Below are 17,369 nucleotides of genomic sequence, written 5' to 3' on the forward strand. Positions count from 1 at the left end.
TCCGAATTCCTGACTGACGCCGCCGTTTAACGTCGGATTTCGACCGCCGTTCACAAAGGGCGTAGTGGATTGACGCGGACTCGCTTGGCGCAACGTGATCGTACGGGCGCGGTTTCGCTTGAGGCGTTCTCTCGCGTCCATAGTGGACTCCCCAAGACACTGTATAAACGTACAGTATCGCGGATTGCACGTAAAGACCTAGACTTATCATTCCGACACAAACTCGGAGCGTGCCATGGTGAGCAAGACTATCCGCCGGACATTTTCCGGTCTGACTTCGACGTTTTCGCCAGCGCCGAAAGGCAAGCAAGGGGTTGCATATACCGTGAAATCGGCCCAGCAACGCGCCGACGAAGCCTGGAGACGCGCGACGCACGGAGTCCACAGTTCCCTACTCAGTAAAGATCCGAAAGCGTGATTTTCGGAAACCAGAAGCAAGACCGAGCCTGCCGTCCGAATTAGCTGTGATCGAAGCCGGAGACGAATTATGACTGCGCCGCAAAAACTTTACGGTGTGACGCTGAAGCCCCAAGCCAAGGCTCCGCGCAAGCTGATCGAAGTCCCCGACCCCGAGGCGCGCCCCGACCTTTTGGAAGCCGTTCGCCGAGCCGTGACGGAGAATCGGGAAGTTGGGGAGCGACGACCCCGAAAATAATTCGATCTAGTCTTAGACGCGTCCCTCGACCGCAATCGGTCAACGGCTAAGTTGGGTCGAACCGAGCCGTCCGCGTCAGGCAGCGACCGGTCATCTGTGGTCCTTGGTCACTGCACCTGCACCGGCATTCTAACGTCGGCTATGCATTGCACTGCGGACATCAACTCGTCTACCGTGTTTGCAGTCTCGTTGGACTCCTGTGAAGAAGGAGGGGTCACAAGGGACAATCGCCCGCTCAATTGGGCATCACCTGATAGGCGCGTATTTAGTCCAGAGCCGCTCGCACCTCACGAAGAATCTCTTCCGAGAGTTCAGGGTCATCAACCGCGCGAGCCAGAATGATGGCTCCGACGATGCTCGAAAGCGTATGAATCGCATCGCGACGAGCATTTTTCTTTTTTGCCTTTGCAAGTGGCTCGGCTAGACCTCTGAGCGTACCCTCCACATGCCGCGTGAAGTGAGCCACATCAGTTCATCGAACGGCATCGCCATCTCCTGACGTAGCACCTCTCAAACAAGCAAGGTTTCCTTGCTCGTTTATCTTTTGGTTAGCCCACGTGTGCGAGGACGCGTGTCGTGCAAACCTTGGGGCGGCCGGTCGCGCAGCAGCAGGGGCATCAAACGTCGGTTGGCTGTCTGGGCCGCCCACTCGCAATACGCGGCGCTGCCGAGCACCCAGCCCTTGAGCGTCGACTGCATCAGGTCATTGACCTCGCGTTCGTCAAGAGGCTGTACGCCCAAATCGCGGTAAGCCTGGTGGCGCTCGAACGGCGTATCGCCGAGCGCCCGGTAGAGTGGATGGTCCTTGATGAAGTTATCGACACGCAGCCCGATGTGGTGCGTGTAGCTAGACCATTGATAGTTTCCCGGCTCGGCTACAAGGCGGTTGCGCACCGGCGCATGATCGATGACCTGGCTCGCGAGCAGGAAATATCGATCGGGCTCAATCACTGTTGCCCGGTACTCGCCACGCCACACCGCACCGCGGCGTCCATGGCGGCGGTTGAAGGTCTCGACATAGCGACGGCCGACCGCTTGCATCGCCACGGGCACGCTCGACTCGTATGAAGGCGTGACGAGGAACTGTATCGCGTCAGGCATGAGCACCCATGCGTGGACTGCCAGATCGGCGACGCGCGCTGCGTCTGCCAGGCAGGCGAGGAAGTACAGGTAGTCTCCTTCGTCCAGGAATGCGGGCCCCGTGAGCCCCTGCAAGATAACGTGCTGCGGTTGTTCTGGGACGTAGTGCCGTGCAAGCCGTGCCATGCTGAATTAACCAGAAATCCGATGTGAGAAAGCGATCCGACAGATCTCGAACGCGCGACAGTGCGTCACGTGTGTATAGGACGAAATTCTATCGGTCATGTGCGTGCGTTTGCATCACGAACAGGCCTTTTTTCTGGCCTCTTTTCGCTGATTTGCCGATCGCTACAAACATCTGTTTTATGCCGCCGCTGAATAGCAGCGCCGCGCTATACCCCTCCAGATGCTTTGCCTGCGCGTCATCCGGCACCAATACATCAAGCAGCACGACGGAGCGGCGGTCGAAGCGCCATGGTCTCCATGCGCATCCCACCTGAACCGGTCAAAGCCCAGCGCAATGTGGTTTTCGAATTTTATCGGTAGGTATCCGAACGATAACGATCGTTTCCAATCCCTTCGCGGTTGGCGTCACGGGCTACAACGGGCAGGGGGATACCCGGCCCGTTGTAGCATTAGATGCACATGGCGTTGCGCAAACAAATCGGACGGATCGTGCCTTCGATCACGCTGTTTTGATGAGTCCGAGTTGCTGCAGAGCGGTCACGCCGTCGTCCAGGCCGATTTCTTCAACGATCCTGCCGTCTTTTAGCTGGAGCACAGTCGTGCCAGTGAAGCGCATTTTCCGTCCGGTCGCAGCCGGCAACGATCCAATGAGGAAATCGCTGAATGCCGGACCGGTATGCGTGCCGCCACCTTCCCAACGACCGACTACATAGTCCCCCTCGGCGATGAGATCAGCGGCGCCCCAGAAGTTGAGATCCGGGAATGCTTCGCGGAAATCGGTCATGAATGCCTTGATGTCCTCGCGGCCACGGCGCGGCTCGTGCAGCGAGTAGCGCAGAAGCATGTCAGGAGCGGCAAGCTCGTCGACGATTTCGAGGTTGCAGGTCTTGCCCCAGAAATCGGTGAACCAGCGGCCGACGATGGCCTTGTTGTCATCTTCCTTGGACATGGTGAATTCCTCATTGACTGTGGTTGAAAGAGAGATGCACGATCGCGCCTCTCTGCCTGAACAATATTGGCGCGAGCAGTCAGCAGCCCCCCGTTTCTTGCTGCAATACTCGAAGAACGGCCATGCGGCTTGTGATGACTATGGTCACTATTGCGTGCCGTTCGTAGGCAACCGCGCCGGCGGTCAAAGGCGACAAAACCGCATAACTGTGCGCGTTAAGCGTGGCTCTACGTTCATCGCAATTGAACAGCAAGAAACGGAGTGCCCGTACCGATCTGCTGCGCTAGCTTGAGCATTCGATCCCGCACTAGCCGAGGTCGGCGGACGACGCGCGGCGCGTCCGAACCACACTTATCTCGCAGGCGCCCGACATGCCAATTCTTTCATCGTCATCGCGCTCGCCTGCCTTTCATCGACTGGAGTTCGACCATGTTGCCATTTCTCTCGCTTCATGCTCTTGCAGCACAACGCGGCGACGGACTGCGCCCTGAACTTCTCGCCTTGTTCGAACGCCATGCCAGATTGGAGACTGGTCTGGTTGCCATCATCGAACCTGCCGAGACAGAACTCCCCTCCCAAACGGTAGACGTTGTTCCCAAAGTCCCTGTCGCGCCGTGCGGAGCCGATGAGTCTTCGGCGGAGGTCTCATGCCGCTGCGAAAACGGACAGCGGGAGGCGAGTTCTGGGTGACTCAAACGGGGCGAAAGTGCGCGTTCGTTGAAGCTGGGATCGGGTGTTCGTGCGGCGGGACGACGAACGTCCAGTCAGTGGCAGTTAGCGGAAGGGCTAGCGCCGATGGGCGAATGGCGGCCTCGGTCAAACACACGCCACCCTCGTCCTATCTCCTCTTATCCATTCGGCCAAATCAAACATTTAGCCTACAAGGTTGAAGTCAACCTCGGTGGTCTCCCTTATAATTACCAAGTCGTCGGGAAACACCCGGTGACCAGGTTTAGCAGCCTGACGTTCCAACCGCACACCCGCTCCGCGGGTCGTGCGTCTACCTCTGCACGTCTATATTTCAATGGGCGGGCCTTGGTAGGGGAGCCGCAAGGCTCGCCGGTTCGTTGGAACGCCGGTCTGCTAACCCTACTTCGTGCCCGCTCACCCAAGTTTTTAGCGAGTGTCGGGCGATCCAAGAAGTAACAGGGAGATCGCACCATGAGCAAGTCCACAAAAAATCAACCCGCTTCACGTCCGCCTGTCGACGCACTCCAGTACGAAAAGCTTGCGCTGTCCGCCTTCGATTTATGCGACCGGCACCTGGCTCAACTGGATACCTTGATCACACTTGCGTCCTCAATATGTAGGAATCCTTCCATCACGCTTGAGGAAAGACGGCGTCGTCAGACGCTTCTTGAATTGCTGGTGGACACGGCGGAGCAATATCAGCAAGAACTCGAGTGCGACCGCGAGCTGTACCAGGTGATTGCGCTCGATGCGAAGGGCGTTGCGCAAAGCCGCATCACGGCACGTCAGGCGGCAAACCTGCTTGCGGAGGCATCGCAGAGAGTGAGAGAATTCGCAACCGCCGCGAACGATCCACAGCGAAAAAGCACGTCAGAGAAAAGTGCCGCAACGTTAAGAGCCGACACGGTGCCGCAGTCAGTTGTCGCGCAACACTAGGCGATCAAGAAGGGCGGGCGAGTGGTAGCGCGGCGCGTCCGAATCGTTGGAACGCCAACTACGACTCGCCTCTCAGGTATGTTGTCGCCGACAGTGGATCGATTCATACCAATCTTCCTCGCGACCCGCGCGCTGAAAAAATGAACATAACCCACACTCCACCGTGATTCTCTATGGAAAATTACTTCGACAGCCCATTCAAGGGGAAGCCGCTTTCCGAGCAGGTGACCAATCCCAACATCATCGTGGGGCGTTACAGCTACTACTCTGGTTACTACCACGGACACCCGTTCGATGACTGTGCACGCTACCTTGGGTCAGATCGCAAAGTCGGGGACCGGCTGATCATCGGTAGCTTCTGCTCCATCGGAAGTGGCGCCACGTTCATGATGGCGGGCAATCAAGGGCACCGGAACGATTGGGTCACCACATTTCCGTTTTTCTACATGCAGGAAGAGCCTGCGTTTGCCGACGCCTGTGACGCATTCGAACCTGCCGGCGACACGATTGTCGGGAGCGATGTCTGGATCGGTTCCGAGGCGATGATTATGCCAGGCGTCCACATTGGTCATGGTGCTGTGATCGGAAGTCGCGCTCTCGTAACGAAGAATGTAGAGCCCTATACGGTCGTCGGCGGGAATCCAGCGAAGCCGATTCGAAAGCGGTTTTCGGACGGCGAAATTGAAATGCTTCTAGAGATGAACTGGTGGGACTGGCCGCTCGAACAGATTGGCGAGTCGATGAAGTTGTTCTGCTCGACTGATATCGCAGCACTGTATGAGCACTGGCGGGAATCATCGCTGTCCGGACGCTGATGCAGCGCTCGCGGCAGTGCCTTTGATTGCCCGCGTTGGACAACGCGCCCCGTCGCCTCGGGGTCGAGACATGCCGAACGCATGAGGCAGTGACCGGCCAAGATGCGACATTCGACTGAGCTGCATAGATCGCCAACAATGAAAAATCGCAAGCGTCCGATCAGGGCCGTTCTTTGGCGGTCGCGACCAATGTGTAGATCACGACAATTCGTTCGCCGCCGCTGTGAAGGCCGAAGTGCAGAAAGTTTTGCGCCCGAGGGCCACGACCCGCAACGCTCGTTCAGCAGCGTTATTGCCTATTTCGAGCGCTCCATCAAAGGAAGCAATCGGCCTTTCGGCCGAGGGCGACGTGGCGCGATCAAACGACGGCGACGCCGTTACGCCTGCAACTTGACGCAACTTTGCCGCTGCTCCGACGACGATCGGCGACTTCTTCAGCCTGCCTTCAGGTAGTGCGCGAATACAGCCGGGTGTTGCGGCAAGTACGCGGAGCGCTTCATACGCGCTTGCTTCGTAAGCTTGCTCTGTCGTTGAACCCACCCCGCGGTCGTATCGCCAACTTGTGAATTTCCGGTCGCCCGTCGCGACGGATCACGTACAGGTCGCGGCGACGAACTCCGAGCGACAGCGCGCACTGTTACTGCTGGTTGTCGACCTCGAAAAGCTTTCCACGAGCGCACAATGGACTCCGACAGCTATGACTGCCACTGCATTCTTTAGCCGCGCCCGGAATATCTCATCCTCCAACCCGTTTACTCAACACGTCTCCCACGGCATCCGATTTGCCGATTTCACCCAGCTACATCGCATCGCGGGTTGCCCACCGCGAGGCAGCGTCATGCTCTGTGACAGGCGACCCGCTGCCCGACCATGGACACCCCGCGACTCAACTTTCAATGGAGGTTAAGCCACACATCATTACCTAACTGCAGATCTGTCCGTCGAAGCGGGTCAACCTCAGGAGGAGTCATGAAATCGTTATTCAAGCCCCGCAGCTTCAGACCACTGGTTTCTCGTGCTGCCAGCCTGTCCGCTGCCGCCTTCATCGCCGCGTTGGCCGCAGGCCAGGCATGCGCGGAACAGCCGCCGCCACCTTGCCATCCGAATCCGAACGCTGCCGCTGACGGCGCGCTGGTGCGTCAGCGCGGCGACATCGCGCAGCTGCCGGACTCGCTGCAGGATCTCCTCCAAAGGATGGCCGAGCGGCCCCATTCCTATTTGCCCATTCAGGCCTTTGCCGAGGCCGACAAACCGAGCCAGCTGTTCCAGTATTACCTGCTGTCCACAACAGGATTCGAACCCAATCCGTTCACGGCACGATTCCCGGGCATCAACGACCAGGCGATGCTGACGGCAACTGGCGCCGACTGCGGCTTGCCAACCATCGGTGCGGTGCGCCTGGTGGTCGAACCGAAGCCTGGGCTGCCCACTGATCCTAACAACGTTCGCGCCTTCATCGATGTATTTACCGACCTGTCATATCTGTTTGTGATTAACAATGAAAGCGGCTGGTACGAGGGCTGGATGATCCACGATTTACACGTGCCGGATGTCGCACCACCCCGACCCGACGGGCACGCCCAGTTCGGCACAATGACAGCCGCCGACGCGGCCGCCTTGCGGGCGATGGGCACACACAACAACGTGCCGGGCCGGCTATTCACAATGGATGGCAGGGCACCGCATTTGCCCGACGCTTCCGACCACTTCCCCGACCGCCAGACCAATATCGTGCCGATCCAGCTAAGCATGGGGGCGCTTAACTGCATGCAGCAGTCTGATTGTCACGGCTATTGGGAATTCAACTACACGACCAACTGGATCCATCCACTCTACGAGTTACCTTTTACCGGCGGTATCCCCGGTACCTTTGAAGCCGGCAAAGTTGGCGCGCTCTCGTCACTGATTCCTGGCTCTGGACCGGCAGGCGTGAAGAACAGTCCGATCGACTATGGTGACGATCCGAACAATGCGGCTCCGCTGGGTGGCGCAGGTCCGCGCGACCCCGACCGATTCGACGCGAACGTCGATAACCAGCGGGAATACCGCCAGCGCTTCATCCCGAGCGGGCTGGCCCACGAAATCTACCTGGACACCTATGTGCGAGTGGCATCGTTCGAGCAGGGCACGCCATTCCCGCAGCGCCTGTACGACGCCTATGTGGCCGAAGTCAAACGGGTCGATACCAATGGCGACGGCGTAATATCGGCACGCGAGGGAGACGTGGATACTGCCAGCGATGGGTTCCCGGACAATTCCCGCCTGTTCTTACCGGCGACTTCGTTCCGTCGCTTTGCCGTGACGCGCGAAATCAATGACGGCTCCCTGGCACCGCGGTTCGCGCCCAGCCAGCGGGCTTGGGTACTTACTGGTGCCGCCATAACCGTAAGCCCGCCTCGGCCGGCGTCTGCGGGTCGCGATAGCGACGACCGTTGAAGGCAACTCGTCGACCTGACGGGATGCCTCCTGAGTTGCGAGATGCGTTCAAACCGTACTGTGCGCTCTCCAGGTAGACAATAGGACCGCCCAAAAGGCGGCCCTATTGACGCCAGACATTCTACAAACAGAAGCAGCCGTTGACTTCGCACATTGTCGAAGGGCCGCTGTGGGTCGATGCTGTTGAAAAAGTCGGTGACGGTCGTTCTAACCCGGTTTTCATGGGTCGTTTTACCCTTAACCGATGCTCGCGAGCGGTTTGTGGGGCGATCTGAGAGGTCGAATTTTTCACTCCTGGTGTTAGGGCGACGCGCTACGACTTTTTCAACAGTATCGGTCGCGTGCTGCCGATCGGCGACAGACAGGAACCGGCCATGAAAAGACGCCCACCTCTCGGCCATGAATGACCGCTGACACGACGAAACCGGCCCTCGATCCCGACTTCGGTGACCCCTCGCGGGCTAATCACCGAGTGTTGCCTCGAAGGGCGCGTCCGTATCATGCAAAATAGCCGCATCTAAAATGCGGAGGATGGCCCGTGGGCGTCAACTTCGACCTGAACGATTTGCAGGCGTTTCGAGCCGTCGCGGAGTTGGGCAGCTTCCGCAAAGCAGCGGAGGCGGTCAATATTTCGCAGCCAGCGCTGAGCCGGCGCATCGAGAAGCTCGAAGCGGCGCTCGGCGTGCGGCTCTTCGAGCGGACCACCCGCAGCGTGACGCTCACCACCATAGGTCGCGTGTTCGCCCCAAGCGCGGAACAACTTCTCGACGATCTCGATGTCGCGTTGCTCGGCATCCGCGACGTCTCCAGCAGCCGCCTCGGTCATGTGACCATCGCATGTGTGCCGTCGGTCGCCTACTATTTCCTGCCGAGCGTCGTTGCCGCCTATCACAGCCGCTATCCGCGGATCCGGGTCAAGCTGCTGGACTCGAGCGCCAACGAGGTGCTCGGCTCGGTCATCAGCGGTGAAGCCGATTTCGGCGTCAGCTTCATGGGCAGCCAGGAAACCGAGGTCGAGTTCAAGGTCCTGCTGCAGGAACGGTTCGTCGCCGCGTGTCGTCGCGATCATCCCCTTGCTCGGAAAAAGCAGGTGACCTGGAGCGAGCTTTATGAACACGAATACGTTTCCGTCGACAAGACTTCCGGCAACCGCCTGCTGCTCGATCAGGCGTTGACCAACGTGGCGCCGACAGCGCCGAGCGTCTGCGAGACTCGCCATGTCACCACCATGCTCGGCCTGATCGAAGCGGGACTCGGTGTGGCAGCGGTGCCTTCAATGGCAATGCCCATGCGCGACCATCCGATTTTGACCAGCGTGCCGCTCGTCGATCCGGTCGTGACGAGGCGAGTCGGTATTGTCAGACGCCGGGGACGCCCCCTCGCGCCGGCCGCGCAGCAGTTCTACCAGACAATCCTCGACACGAAGCGAAGCGGCATGGTCGGTGCGGCGAAGAAGACCCCGAAATGACACTACCAAGGCCCTTTAGGCTGCTTTACGTCCAGGTCCTGCTTGGAATGGGGCTCGGCATGACTGTCGGCCACTTCTGGCCACAGGTCGGCGCGTCGCTGAAACCGCTCAGCGATGCGTTCGTCGCGCTGGTACGCATGATGATCGCGCCAATCGTCTTCTGCACGATCGTCACCGGCATCACGTCGCTTGTGAGCGGCTCGAAGATCGGCCGGACCATCCTGAAGGCGCTGGCGTTGTTCTACTTTCTCACCATCGTTGCACTCGTCCTGGGGCTCGCGACCGCGTTCGCGCTGCATCCGGGCGCGGGACTGCATATCGACGCACATCATCTGGACACTGCCATCCTCGCGCAGTATTCGACTCGCACGCAGACACACGGACTCGTCGAATTCGCGCTGCATGTGATTCCGGAGACGCTCGTCGGCGCCTTCGAGAAAGGCGAGGTTCTGCCGGTCCTGCTGCTTGCCCTTCTGTTCGGCTTCGCAATGAACGCCAGCGGAAGCGCCGGACGGCGAGTGCAGGAATTCATCGATAGCTTCGCACACGTGCTGTTCCGCATCCTCGCGCTGATCATGCGGCTTGCCCCCGTCGGGGCATTCGGCGCGATGGCGTTCACGGTGGGCCGTTTCGGCATCCGTTCGATTGGCTCGCTCGGCATGCTGATGTTGTCGTTCTATGCGGCGTGCCTGCTGTTCGTCGTCTGCGTGCTCGGTCCGCTCGCACGCCTGCATCGCTTCTCCCTCTGGCGTTTACTGCGCTACATTCGCGAGGAACTCGTCATCGTGCTCGCGACGTCGTCGACCGAACCGGTGCTGCCGCGCCTCATCGTCAAGCTCGAAGCGCTTGGCTGCGACAAGGGCATCGTGGGTCTCGTGCTGCCCGCCGGCTATTCCTTCAACCTCGACGGCACGGCGATCTACCTGACGCTCGCCTCGATGTTCATCGCGCAAGCGTGCGATGTACATCTCTCGGGCGGCCAGATCGCGACGATGCTCGTGGTCATGCTGGTCACATCTAAGGGCGCGGCGGGCGTGTCGGGCAGCGGACTGGTTGCGCTCGTCGCGACGCTCGCCGTCATTCCCGATCTGCCGGTTGCAGGCGTCGCGCTACTGGTCGGCATCGATCGCTTCATGTCCGAGGCGCGTGCCCTGACGAGCGTGATCAGCAACGCCTGCGCGGTGATCTTCGTATCGATGTGGGAGCGCGCCTGCGACCGGGCGCGTCTGAAAGAAGCATTGAGCCTGGCGCATGAGCCCGAAGAAGCTTTCGATCAGCCCGCCGACCTGCCGGGCTGAATCGATTCCGTCGTCTCAACGCGTGGCGACGGAATCGAGCCCGGTCGATGTCACCTCCGGCTGCACGGCGGGCGACGCGAGATAGTCGAGCAGCGCTTTCGCCTCCTTCGGATGCTGCGCGCCGACCGGGACGCCGGCCGCAAAGCGCGTGACGGACTGCATCGACTCCGGAATCTTGCCGACGTACGCCGCGCCTTTCACCGGCAGCAACTCGCTCACCTGCTGAAATCCCACTTCGTAGTCGCCGGTTGCAACCACCGACGCCACCGGGATCTTCGGGATCATCTTCGCCTTGGTCTTCACCTGTTCCTCGATGCCGAGCCGCTTGAACAATTCGCGCTCGATATAGACGCCGCTCGCGCTATCCGAGTAAGCTATCGACCGGGCATGCAGCAAGGTTTCCTTGAGCGCCGCCTCAGACCCGATGTCGGGCTTCGGCGCGCCATCGCGCACCACCATGCCGATGCGCGAATCCGCGAGCTCGACGCGCGAATCGGGGATCACCTTGCCCTGCTTGATGAGGTCGTCGAGTGCATAGCCGACCATGATCACCACGTCGGCAGGCTCGCCGCGCTGAAGCCGGTTGGGAATGGCCTCCGGCGACTTGCCCATCGACGGTCCGAGCGCGGTATCGAGCGTGTTGCCCGTGGACGCCGCGAACTTCGGGCCGAGCAGCTTGTAGGCGGCGGTGAAGCCGCCAGAGCTCATCACGTGCAGATCGGCGGCCTGCACATTCGCCGCAGCGGCGGCGCTGCCGAGGAGCGAGGCGGTGCAGAGTTTCAGAAGGATGGATTTCATGGTTGAAAGAACGCCAGGCTGAAGTTCGAGGAGCGAAGCGATGCTTCAGGAAGCCGCATGCAGCGGAACGCGACGGCGCCGATACAGTGCGAGTGTGGCACCGAGCCCGCACACCGCGGCGAAGCTCATCCAGTAGCCCGGCGCGGCTTTATCGCCCGTCATGTGAATGAGCGCGGTCGAGATAACGGGTGTGAAACCGCCAAAGACCGCCGTCGCAAGGCTGTAGGCCAGCGAGAATCCAGCGACACGCACTTCGACCGGCATCACTTCGGTGAGTGCGACGACCATCGCGCCGTTGTACATCCCGTACATGAACGAGAGCCAGAGCAGCACAAGCAGCATGTTGACGAAGCTCGGAGCGTGAGCCAGCAGCGATAGCGCGGGGTAAGCGGTCGCAATCGCCAGGATCGTCATTCCGAGAAGGAGCGGACGGCGTCCGATCCGGTCCGATAACGCGCCACCAATCGGCAGCCAGATGAAGTTGGAGATCCCCACGCACAGCGTGACGAGCAGGCTATCGGCAGTGCTCAGATGCAGGACCGTCTTGCCAAAGGTCGGCGCATACACCGTGATCAGATAGAAGCTCGTGGTGGTCATTGCGACCAGGAGCACGCCCGCGCTCACGACATTCCAGTTCTGCACGAGCGTCGTAAAGACTTCTTGCATGCTCGGGCGATGCTGGCGCTGTTTGAATTCCTGCGTTTCCTCGAGATTGCGCCGCAGGATGAAGATGAAAGGCACGATCATGCAGCCGACGAAGAACGGCACGCGCCATCCCCACGCAGCGATCGCCGCCGTGTCGAGCCACTGATTGAGCGCGAAGCCGAGCGCGGCAGCGATGACGATCGCCACTTGCTGGCTCGCCGACTGCCAACTCGTGAAGAAGCCCTTGCGGCCCGGCGTCGCCATCTCGGCGAGATAAACCGATACGCCGCCCAGTTCCGCACCCGCGGAGAAGCCCTGCAGCAGACGGCCAATGAGAACCAGGCCCGGGGCGAAGAGTCCGATCGTCGCATAGCCGGGCACGAACGCGATCAGGATGGTGCCGCTCGCCATGATCGACAGCGTGACGATCAGGCCCTTGCGGCGGCCGACATCGTCGATGTACGCGCCGAGGATGATCGCACCGAGCGGCCGCATCAGGAAGCCCGCGCCGAACACTGCGAACGTCATCATCAGTGAAGCGAACTCGCTCCCCGCCGGGAAAAAGACCGCGGCAATCTGCGTCGCATAGAAGCCGAACAGGAAGAAGTCGAACTGCTCCAGGAAGTTGCCTGCCGTCACGCGTAGCACGGCGGATGCCTTCGATTGCCCGGGGGCCAGCGGGGGTGAGGAGGGATGCATCGAGTTGTCTCCAGAAATTTTGAACTTGCGGTGTTCGGGCGATTTGTTGTTTGTCGAATATTCGCCCGAACCACACGAAACGATAAGTGCTATTTTCGAAACGATTGATGTCCGTTGGTTATCAGTGTCGGGGAAGCGCTCAAGCTACAAAGCGGCACTGGGACGCGGGCGTTCGGGTGTCCATGTTGCGCCCCCGGTTCAGGTGATCGTCGATTTCCGCCGCGCATCCGAGCATGCGGGGATAAAGGAAGATCGTGAACGCGGCGATTTCCAGATCAGTCTCGGTCAATTCACCACGTTGCAGCGGCTGCCACAGCATCTTCAGCAGCAGCGCTGCGATCACGGCATCGACGTTTACGCAGTACACGTTGCGGGAGACGCCGGCATCAAACAACGCCTGCACCAGTTCGCGATAGAAAGCATGGAACACGTTATATTCGCCACGCTTCTCGCACAGTTCCGCGATGAACACTTCGCGCGGGTCGTAGTTGACCGGCCTGTCCTTGAAGACCGGATGGTTCACGCCCGGCAGCTTCGCGATATCGAGGCTGCCGGCATGCTTCTGTCGGGCCTTGTACTGCGCATAGCGCTCGACCGAGCGCTCGGCCAGCGAGCGCAGGTCCACGCCGTGCGCGGGGTCGGACGGATCGGCAAGCCCGCTGTCCCTGAACGCTTCGATCAGGAACGCGATGCCTTCATAGCCATTGCCGCCATGCGTATAACCTGTATGGGTGAGAAAGCCGACCAGCGCCTTGTTGAGTTGCACGCGCTCGGGGCTTTCCGGGCCGTCAGCGGATACCGCGCCCTTTGCTCCCTGCGCCGAGATGGCTCCCGGACCGTTGGTGAGCAGCAGACCGACGAGCGTCTTGAAGGCGAACAGATCGTTGGGCTCCGGCGCGAGGTTGAGCAACGCGGCAAAACAGATTTCGGTCAGGCTGCGTTCGTTCAGCAGCGCTTGCGTGGTAAAGCCGCAAAAGCTGTCGGGACAGTGTCGCGAGGCGTCCGCCGATGCACCGATCAGCGTCCCGAACAACATGGTCCACCAGGGCAGGCTCTCGGCCGTGACGCGCGAGATGCGCTTGCGCATCAGCGGTCCCCACGCGAGCGTCATGGAGATCGCGGCCAGGACAGCGTCTGCCGTCGGGCAAGCGGGCTGAGACGTGAGCCAGCGCACGAGGACCGATCTGACTCCACGCTCGGCGAGTCCCGCAAGCATCGCTTCGGCGCGCAGATCGCGCGTGTCGGCAAAGAGCGGCTCGCAGCCGCTAGCGTCGATCCGGGCGATGTCAAAGTTCTCGTCGAGCGCACTCGTAAGGCCGGCTGCCGAGAAGCGTTCGATCATCCATTTCGCGGCATCCCGCGCCGCGCGCTGACGGTTCGGCCCGATGATCGAGGTCGCGGCGGCCAAGATGGCGTTGGGCGCATTGCCGGCCTCGCGTGCGGCTTGCGCTGCCGCGAGTTCCGGCGTTCCGTGCAGATTGACGGACGCAGCGATCGCGACATCGATGAGCTTCTCGTCGTTTTCTCCGCCGAACTCGTGAAGCAGGGCAAGGCTGACGTTCGCTTCGAGCGAATGCGTCGCCGCGTCGAGCATCGAGGCGCCATACAGGCTGCTCACTTGCGTTTTCGCATCCATCTGCGATGCTCCCGACGCATCCTTCAACGCCTGACGTGGCGCAATCGCACCGACTTGTCGATTGACCTGCAAGACTTGCTCTTCGTAGGGCGCGACTGCTCCCACTACGGGGATCGCAAGGTCGGACGGAAGCTGAATTCCCTGGTCGGAGCCGAACCACGGCTTGAGCGCAAGGCTGCCTTCGGGCTCGAAATCAGGCATCGTCGCGTTGGCGCGCATGACGGCGGTCAGCGCCGCCGGGATATGCGCGATGTTCGTGACGACCGCGCCCTTGGCGGAGCAGCACGGGTCGTCGGGCGTGAAGAGGCGGTCTACGCCGAACATTTCCATGAACCACCGCTCCTTGGCTTGCGCGTCGTCGGAGCCGCCGGCCATCGCGCCCGCGTGGCCGACCGCACGCGTGAGGCGGCTCTTCCACCGGCCCACCACACAGGCGACCACCGGTTTCGTGAAGGCCGCATCGGCCTCGTAGTAGCCACCCGGTTCGCAATAGAGCACCGCGGCCTTGCTTCGAGCATCGTTGGCGAGTGCGAACGCAAATTCCGGCGCGGCATAGTGGATGTAGACGTCCTTGCCGCTCGAGATGACGGTCGATGTGCCCCAGCCGCTCATGCGCAGGTACTGCGCGATCGTCGTACTGAAGCCGCCGGAGTTCGAGAAGATGGCGATCGATCCCTTGCGCAATGAATCGTCCGGACTATCGCCGCCGAGTGCTCCGCCGATTCTTACGCGATTCCACGAGTCAGCGACGCCGAGCCCGTTCGCACCGAAGATGTCGATGCCCGCTTGCTGACCCATCGCGCGAATTTCGCGGGCGTCGTGTACGGCGATCTTTTCGGTGATGATGAAAATCTTCTTCAGATCGGGATTGACGCGGATCAGTTCGGCGACGCCGTCGCGGGCCGCCGATGGCGGTAGATAGACCACGCCGCAGTTGAACCGATGCCCCGCTTCCAGACCCTCGCGGACGTTGTTGTAGACTGGGATATCTCCGATCGATGTGGGGAGCACTTGCCCGCCTTTCCCCGGCGCCGTGCCGAAAGCAATATTCCCGCCTGAGAACGCGTGACTGACGGGCGTCACGTCCGAGGACTCACCGCCCAGGATATTGAGCACGCACACGCGATCGTCATGCGTGGCGATCTGCGCGAGCGAGTTGACGCCGACGAAATACTTGAACTGGCTGCTGTTTTGCTTGTACACGTTGCTCTCCTCAGGCTTGAGCCGTTTCGGTTTCCGTCGCGGGTGCGCCGATCCGTGCTGCGATCTCGGCCCGGCCACTGGCGCGCATCCAGGCGTCCGCCTGACGCGCGTACTGGATGACCTCGCTGATGTCAGAGTCGAATCCGAAGAGCCGATAGGGCAGACCGAGCGAGTCGCATGTGTCTCTCAGCGTGGCCATCCCACGCACGAGGTTCGGGCCTCCCCGGCCCAGCACCACGTAAAGCGGCGTCGGCCCATACTCGCTGAAGTGTTCGCGAAGAGCGTCGGCCATCGCTCGCAGCGTCTCGAAGATGTCGGTGTTGTTCGACTTGCCGCCGATGATGAAGAGTACATTCGACTGCTTGAGCCAGTGTTTGAAGCAGATACGGGCCACTTCCTTCATCTTCGCGTACGGGGGATTGCCGCCGAAATCCGACGAGATGATCGCGGCGTCGCCGAGCATTTCGGTCACGAGCGAGTTGGCGCCGCCGCCGAACGTCGGCGCGAGAATCGTGCCTTCCTCGTTGATCACATACACGTCGCTCTGGCCCTGGTGCGTGCGCAACTGATTGATCTCCTGCTCGAAGTCGGAGTAGTCCGCTGCGAACAGGTGTTGCGGCAGCCCGAGGCGCGTCCATCGCGGATCGTCGCGATCGAAACCGCACTTAAAGTCGCAGGCGACAGGTGTGAGGCGCCCCTTATTGTCCTCGCGCATGCGGATCGGATTCAACTCCAGTGTCGTCATGCCGAAATCGTGGAAGAGCTCCCAGAGTTTCGGCAACTGCTGCACGAGCGGCGAGATGATCTCCTTCGGCGCACCAATCTCGCTCAGCGCGTTCGCCACGACAAACGCCTTTAAACCCGTCAACGCGTCGAAGGGCACCATCGCCACATGCTTCGGGTCGACCTCTTCGATATCCATGCCTCCCTTATGCGAGAGCGTCATGGTCGGCGCACGAAAACGCGTGGAGTCGGTGATCGAGAAATAGACCTCATGCTGGGCCGGAACGCCGGCTTCGAACGTCACGCCATTCGACTTTGCTTTCAGGTGGCCGACGGAATGCTCGGCGAAGTACAACCGCTCTTTTTCGATCAACGCCGTCTTGAGATCGGTCGCGCGGCCGAGTAAACCCGCCTTCCCCTTCTTTCCCACTCCGCCTTTGAAAACGGGTTTGATGAATATCTGGCGATGACGATCGATCAAAGTCTTGATCTCCTCCTCGCTGGCGCTCGGGCCGAGGATCTCACTCGCCGGGAATCCGACGAATTGCAAGAGGCGCGCGCCGTGCAACATACCGGTGATTTGCATGAAGTTGTCTCCTGAAGGGCATAGCGATATAAAAAGAAACGGGTGTTCGGATTGGTCGTTAGGCGAAAGCGCCAGGCGTGACAAGCGGCCGTGACGCCGATGGCGTTCGGAATGCGTGGCTGATGTGTGTTGAGTTGTCCGGTGCTCGAACCGGCTGGGGCTCGAGACTACCCGCCCAAGGGGCGATCGTTAGGCGCTCCATGTGCGCCTTGCGTTGTACATAGCCTTGTCTCCGGTGCGTTTTACTTTCGTTCCAATCTCGCTGGAATCTTGAGTACAGATACTCATGCAAATGGAGTTACGCGATAAGTGCATTTTTTCGAAGCATTGATGTTTAGATGTTATCAATGCAGCTGGATGAAATGTGGCATCACCGCCACGTTCCTCTGCGCTGCCTGTCGGGGCAGACGGGTCAGCGGTCCAATCTGTGATGTGACTTCAGTTGATGGTCCGTCATGGGCGAATGAAGGGACATTCGACATATGCAAGAGACCGTCCGTTCAGGGTCGACGAACGAAACCGCTCGCGCGGTAGGGGGCTCCGGCTAAGCGCGGTGGTTCGTGAGG

Annotated in this window: 11 protein-coding genes and 2 pseudogenes; 5 read left to right on the forward strand and 8 right to left on the reverse strand. The window is 60.5% G+C overall.

Going from position 1 to position 17,369, the window contains the following annotated elements; genetic code table 11:
- Nucleotides 1-1,203: 1,203 nt before the first annotated feature.
- The 3 genes and pseudogenes from M0D67_RS40710 to M0D67_RS40720 all read right to left on the reverse strand — a co-directional run bounded on the left by M0D67_RS40710 (nucleotide 1,204) and on the right by M0D67_RS40720 (nucleotide 2,870).
- Nucleotides 1,204-1,921 (reverse strand): annotated as a pseudogene (locus M0D67_RS40710) (transposase).
- A gap of 88 nt (nucleotides 1,922-2,009) precedes the next feature.
- On the reverse strand, nucleotides 2,010-2,186 hold the full coding sequence (locus tag M0D67_RS40715) for a hypothetical protein (protein WP_266243268.1): 177 nt from the start codon (nucleotides 2,184-2,186) through the stop codon (nucleotides 2,010-2,012).
- 234 nt (nucleotides 2,187-2,420) lie between these two features.
- Entirely contained in the window at nucleotides 2,421-2,870 is a 450-nt protein-coding gene (locus M0D67_RS40720; RefSeq protein ID WP_154563947.1) for an ester cyclase, read from the reverse strand.
- 1,161 nt (nucleotides 2,871-4,031) lie between these two features.
- Between M0D67_RS40720 and M0D67_RS40725 the strand changes: the two genes are divergently transcribed.
- Complete coding sequence (locus tag M0D67_RS40725; protein WP_171928789.1) at nucleotides 4,032-4,496, forward strand: hypothetical protein; 465 nt, start codon at nucleotides 4,032-4,034, stop codon at nucleotides 4,494-4,496.
- 173 nt (nucleotides 4,497-4,669) lie between these two features.
- The gene (gene catB / locus M0D67_RS40730; protein ID WP_171928788.1) at nucleotides 4,670-5,311 is read left to right on the forward strand and encodes a type B chloramphenicol O-acetyltransferase; all 642 of its coding nucleotides are present in this window, start codon (nucleotides 4,670-4,672) and stop codon (nucleotides 5,309-5,311) included.
- Between the two features lie 172 nt (nucleotides 5,312-5,483).
- Here the strand turns inward: catB and M0D67_RS40735 are convergent.
- Nucleotides 5,484-5,626 (reverse strand): annotated as a pseudogene (locus tag M0D67_RS40735) (transposase); the annotation flags it as partial.
- A 654-nt stretch (nucleotides 5,627-6,280) separates the two neighbouring features.
- Between M0D67_RS40735 and M0D67_RS40740 the strand changes: the two are divergent.
- The 3 genes from M0D67_RS40740 (at nucleotide 6,281) to dctA (ending at nucleotide 10,513) form a co-directional block, all read left to right on the forward strand.
- Nucleotides 6,281-7,747: a hypothetical protein gene (locus M0D67_RS40740; protein WP_171928787.1), complete on the forward strand. Its 1,467-nt coding sequence runs from the start codon at nucleotides 6,281-6,283 to the stop codon at nucleotides 7,745-7,747.
- A gap of 538 nt (nucleotides 7,748-8,285) precedes the next feature.
- Nucleotides 8,286-9,215 (forward strand): LysR family transcriptional regulator, encoded by a 930-nt coding sequence (locus M0D67_RS40745; protein ID WP_168435849.1) that lies wholly within the window; start codon nucleotides 8,286-8,288, stop codon nucleotides 9,213-9,215.
- Entirely contained in the window at nucleotides 9,212-10,513 is a 1,302-nt protein-coding gene (gene dctA / locus M0D67_RS40750; RefSeq protein ID WP_154563959.1) for a C4-dicarboxylate transporter DctA, read from the forward strand. Before M0D67_RS40745 ends, dctA begins: the two co-directional genes overlap by 4 nt.
- 15 nt (nucleotides 10,514-10,528) lie before the next feature.
- Here dctA and M0D67_RS40755 read toward each other — a convergent pair whose 3' ends face one another.
- The 4 genes from M0D67_RS40755 to M0D67_RS40770 all read right to left on the reverse strand — a co-directional run bounded on the left by M0D67_RS40755 (nucleotide 10,529) and on the right by M0D67_RS40770 (nucleotide 16,803).
- Nucleotides 10,529-11,311, reverse strand: coding sequence for a substrate-binding domain-containing protein (locus M0D67_RS40755; protein ID WP_266243274.1), 783 nt, complete (start codon nucleotides 11,309-11,311; stop codon nucleotides 10,529-10,531).
- A 45-nt stretch (nucleotides 11,312-11,356) separates the two neighbouring features.
- Nucleotides 11,357-12,655: an MFS transporter gene (locus tag M0D67_RS40760; RefSeq protein WP_154563963.1), complete on the reverse strand. Its 1,299-nt coding sequence runs from the start codon at nucleotides 12,653-12,655 to the stop codon at nucleotides 11,357-11,359.
- A gap of 139 nt (nucleotides 12,656-12,794) precedes the next feature.
- The gene (locus M0D67_RS40765; protein ID WP_168435850.1) at nucleotides 12,795-15,494 is read right to left on the reverse strand and encodes a CoA-binding protein; all 2,700 of its coding nucleotides are present in this window, start codon (nucleotides 15,492-15,494) and stop codon (nucleotides 12,795-12,797) included.
- Nucleotides 15,495-15,504: 10 nt separating this feature from the next.
- Nucleotides 15,505-16,803, reverse strand: a complete 1,299-nt coding sequence (locus M0D67_RS40770) for an ATP citrate lyase citrate-binding domain-containing protein (protein ID WP_154563965.1) — start codon at nucleotides 16,801-16,803, stop codon at nucleotides 15,505-15,507.
- Nucleotides 16,804-17,369 lie beyond the last annotated feature (566 nt).

Source organism: Paraburkholderia sp. SECH4 (assembly GCF_030511745.1).
Taxonomy (GTDB): domain Bacteria; phylum Pseudomonadota; class Gammaproteobacteria; order Burkholderiales; family Burkholderiaceae; genus Paraburkholderia; species Paraburkholderia madseniana.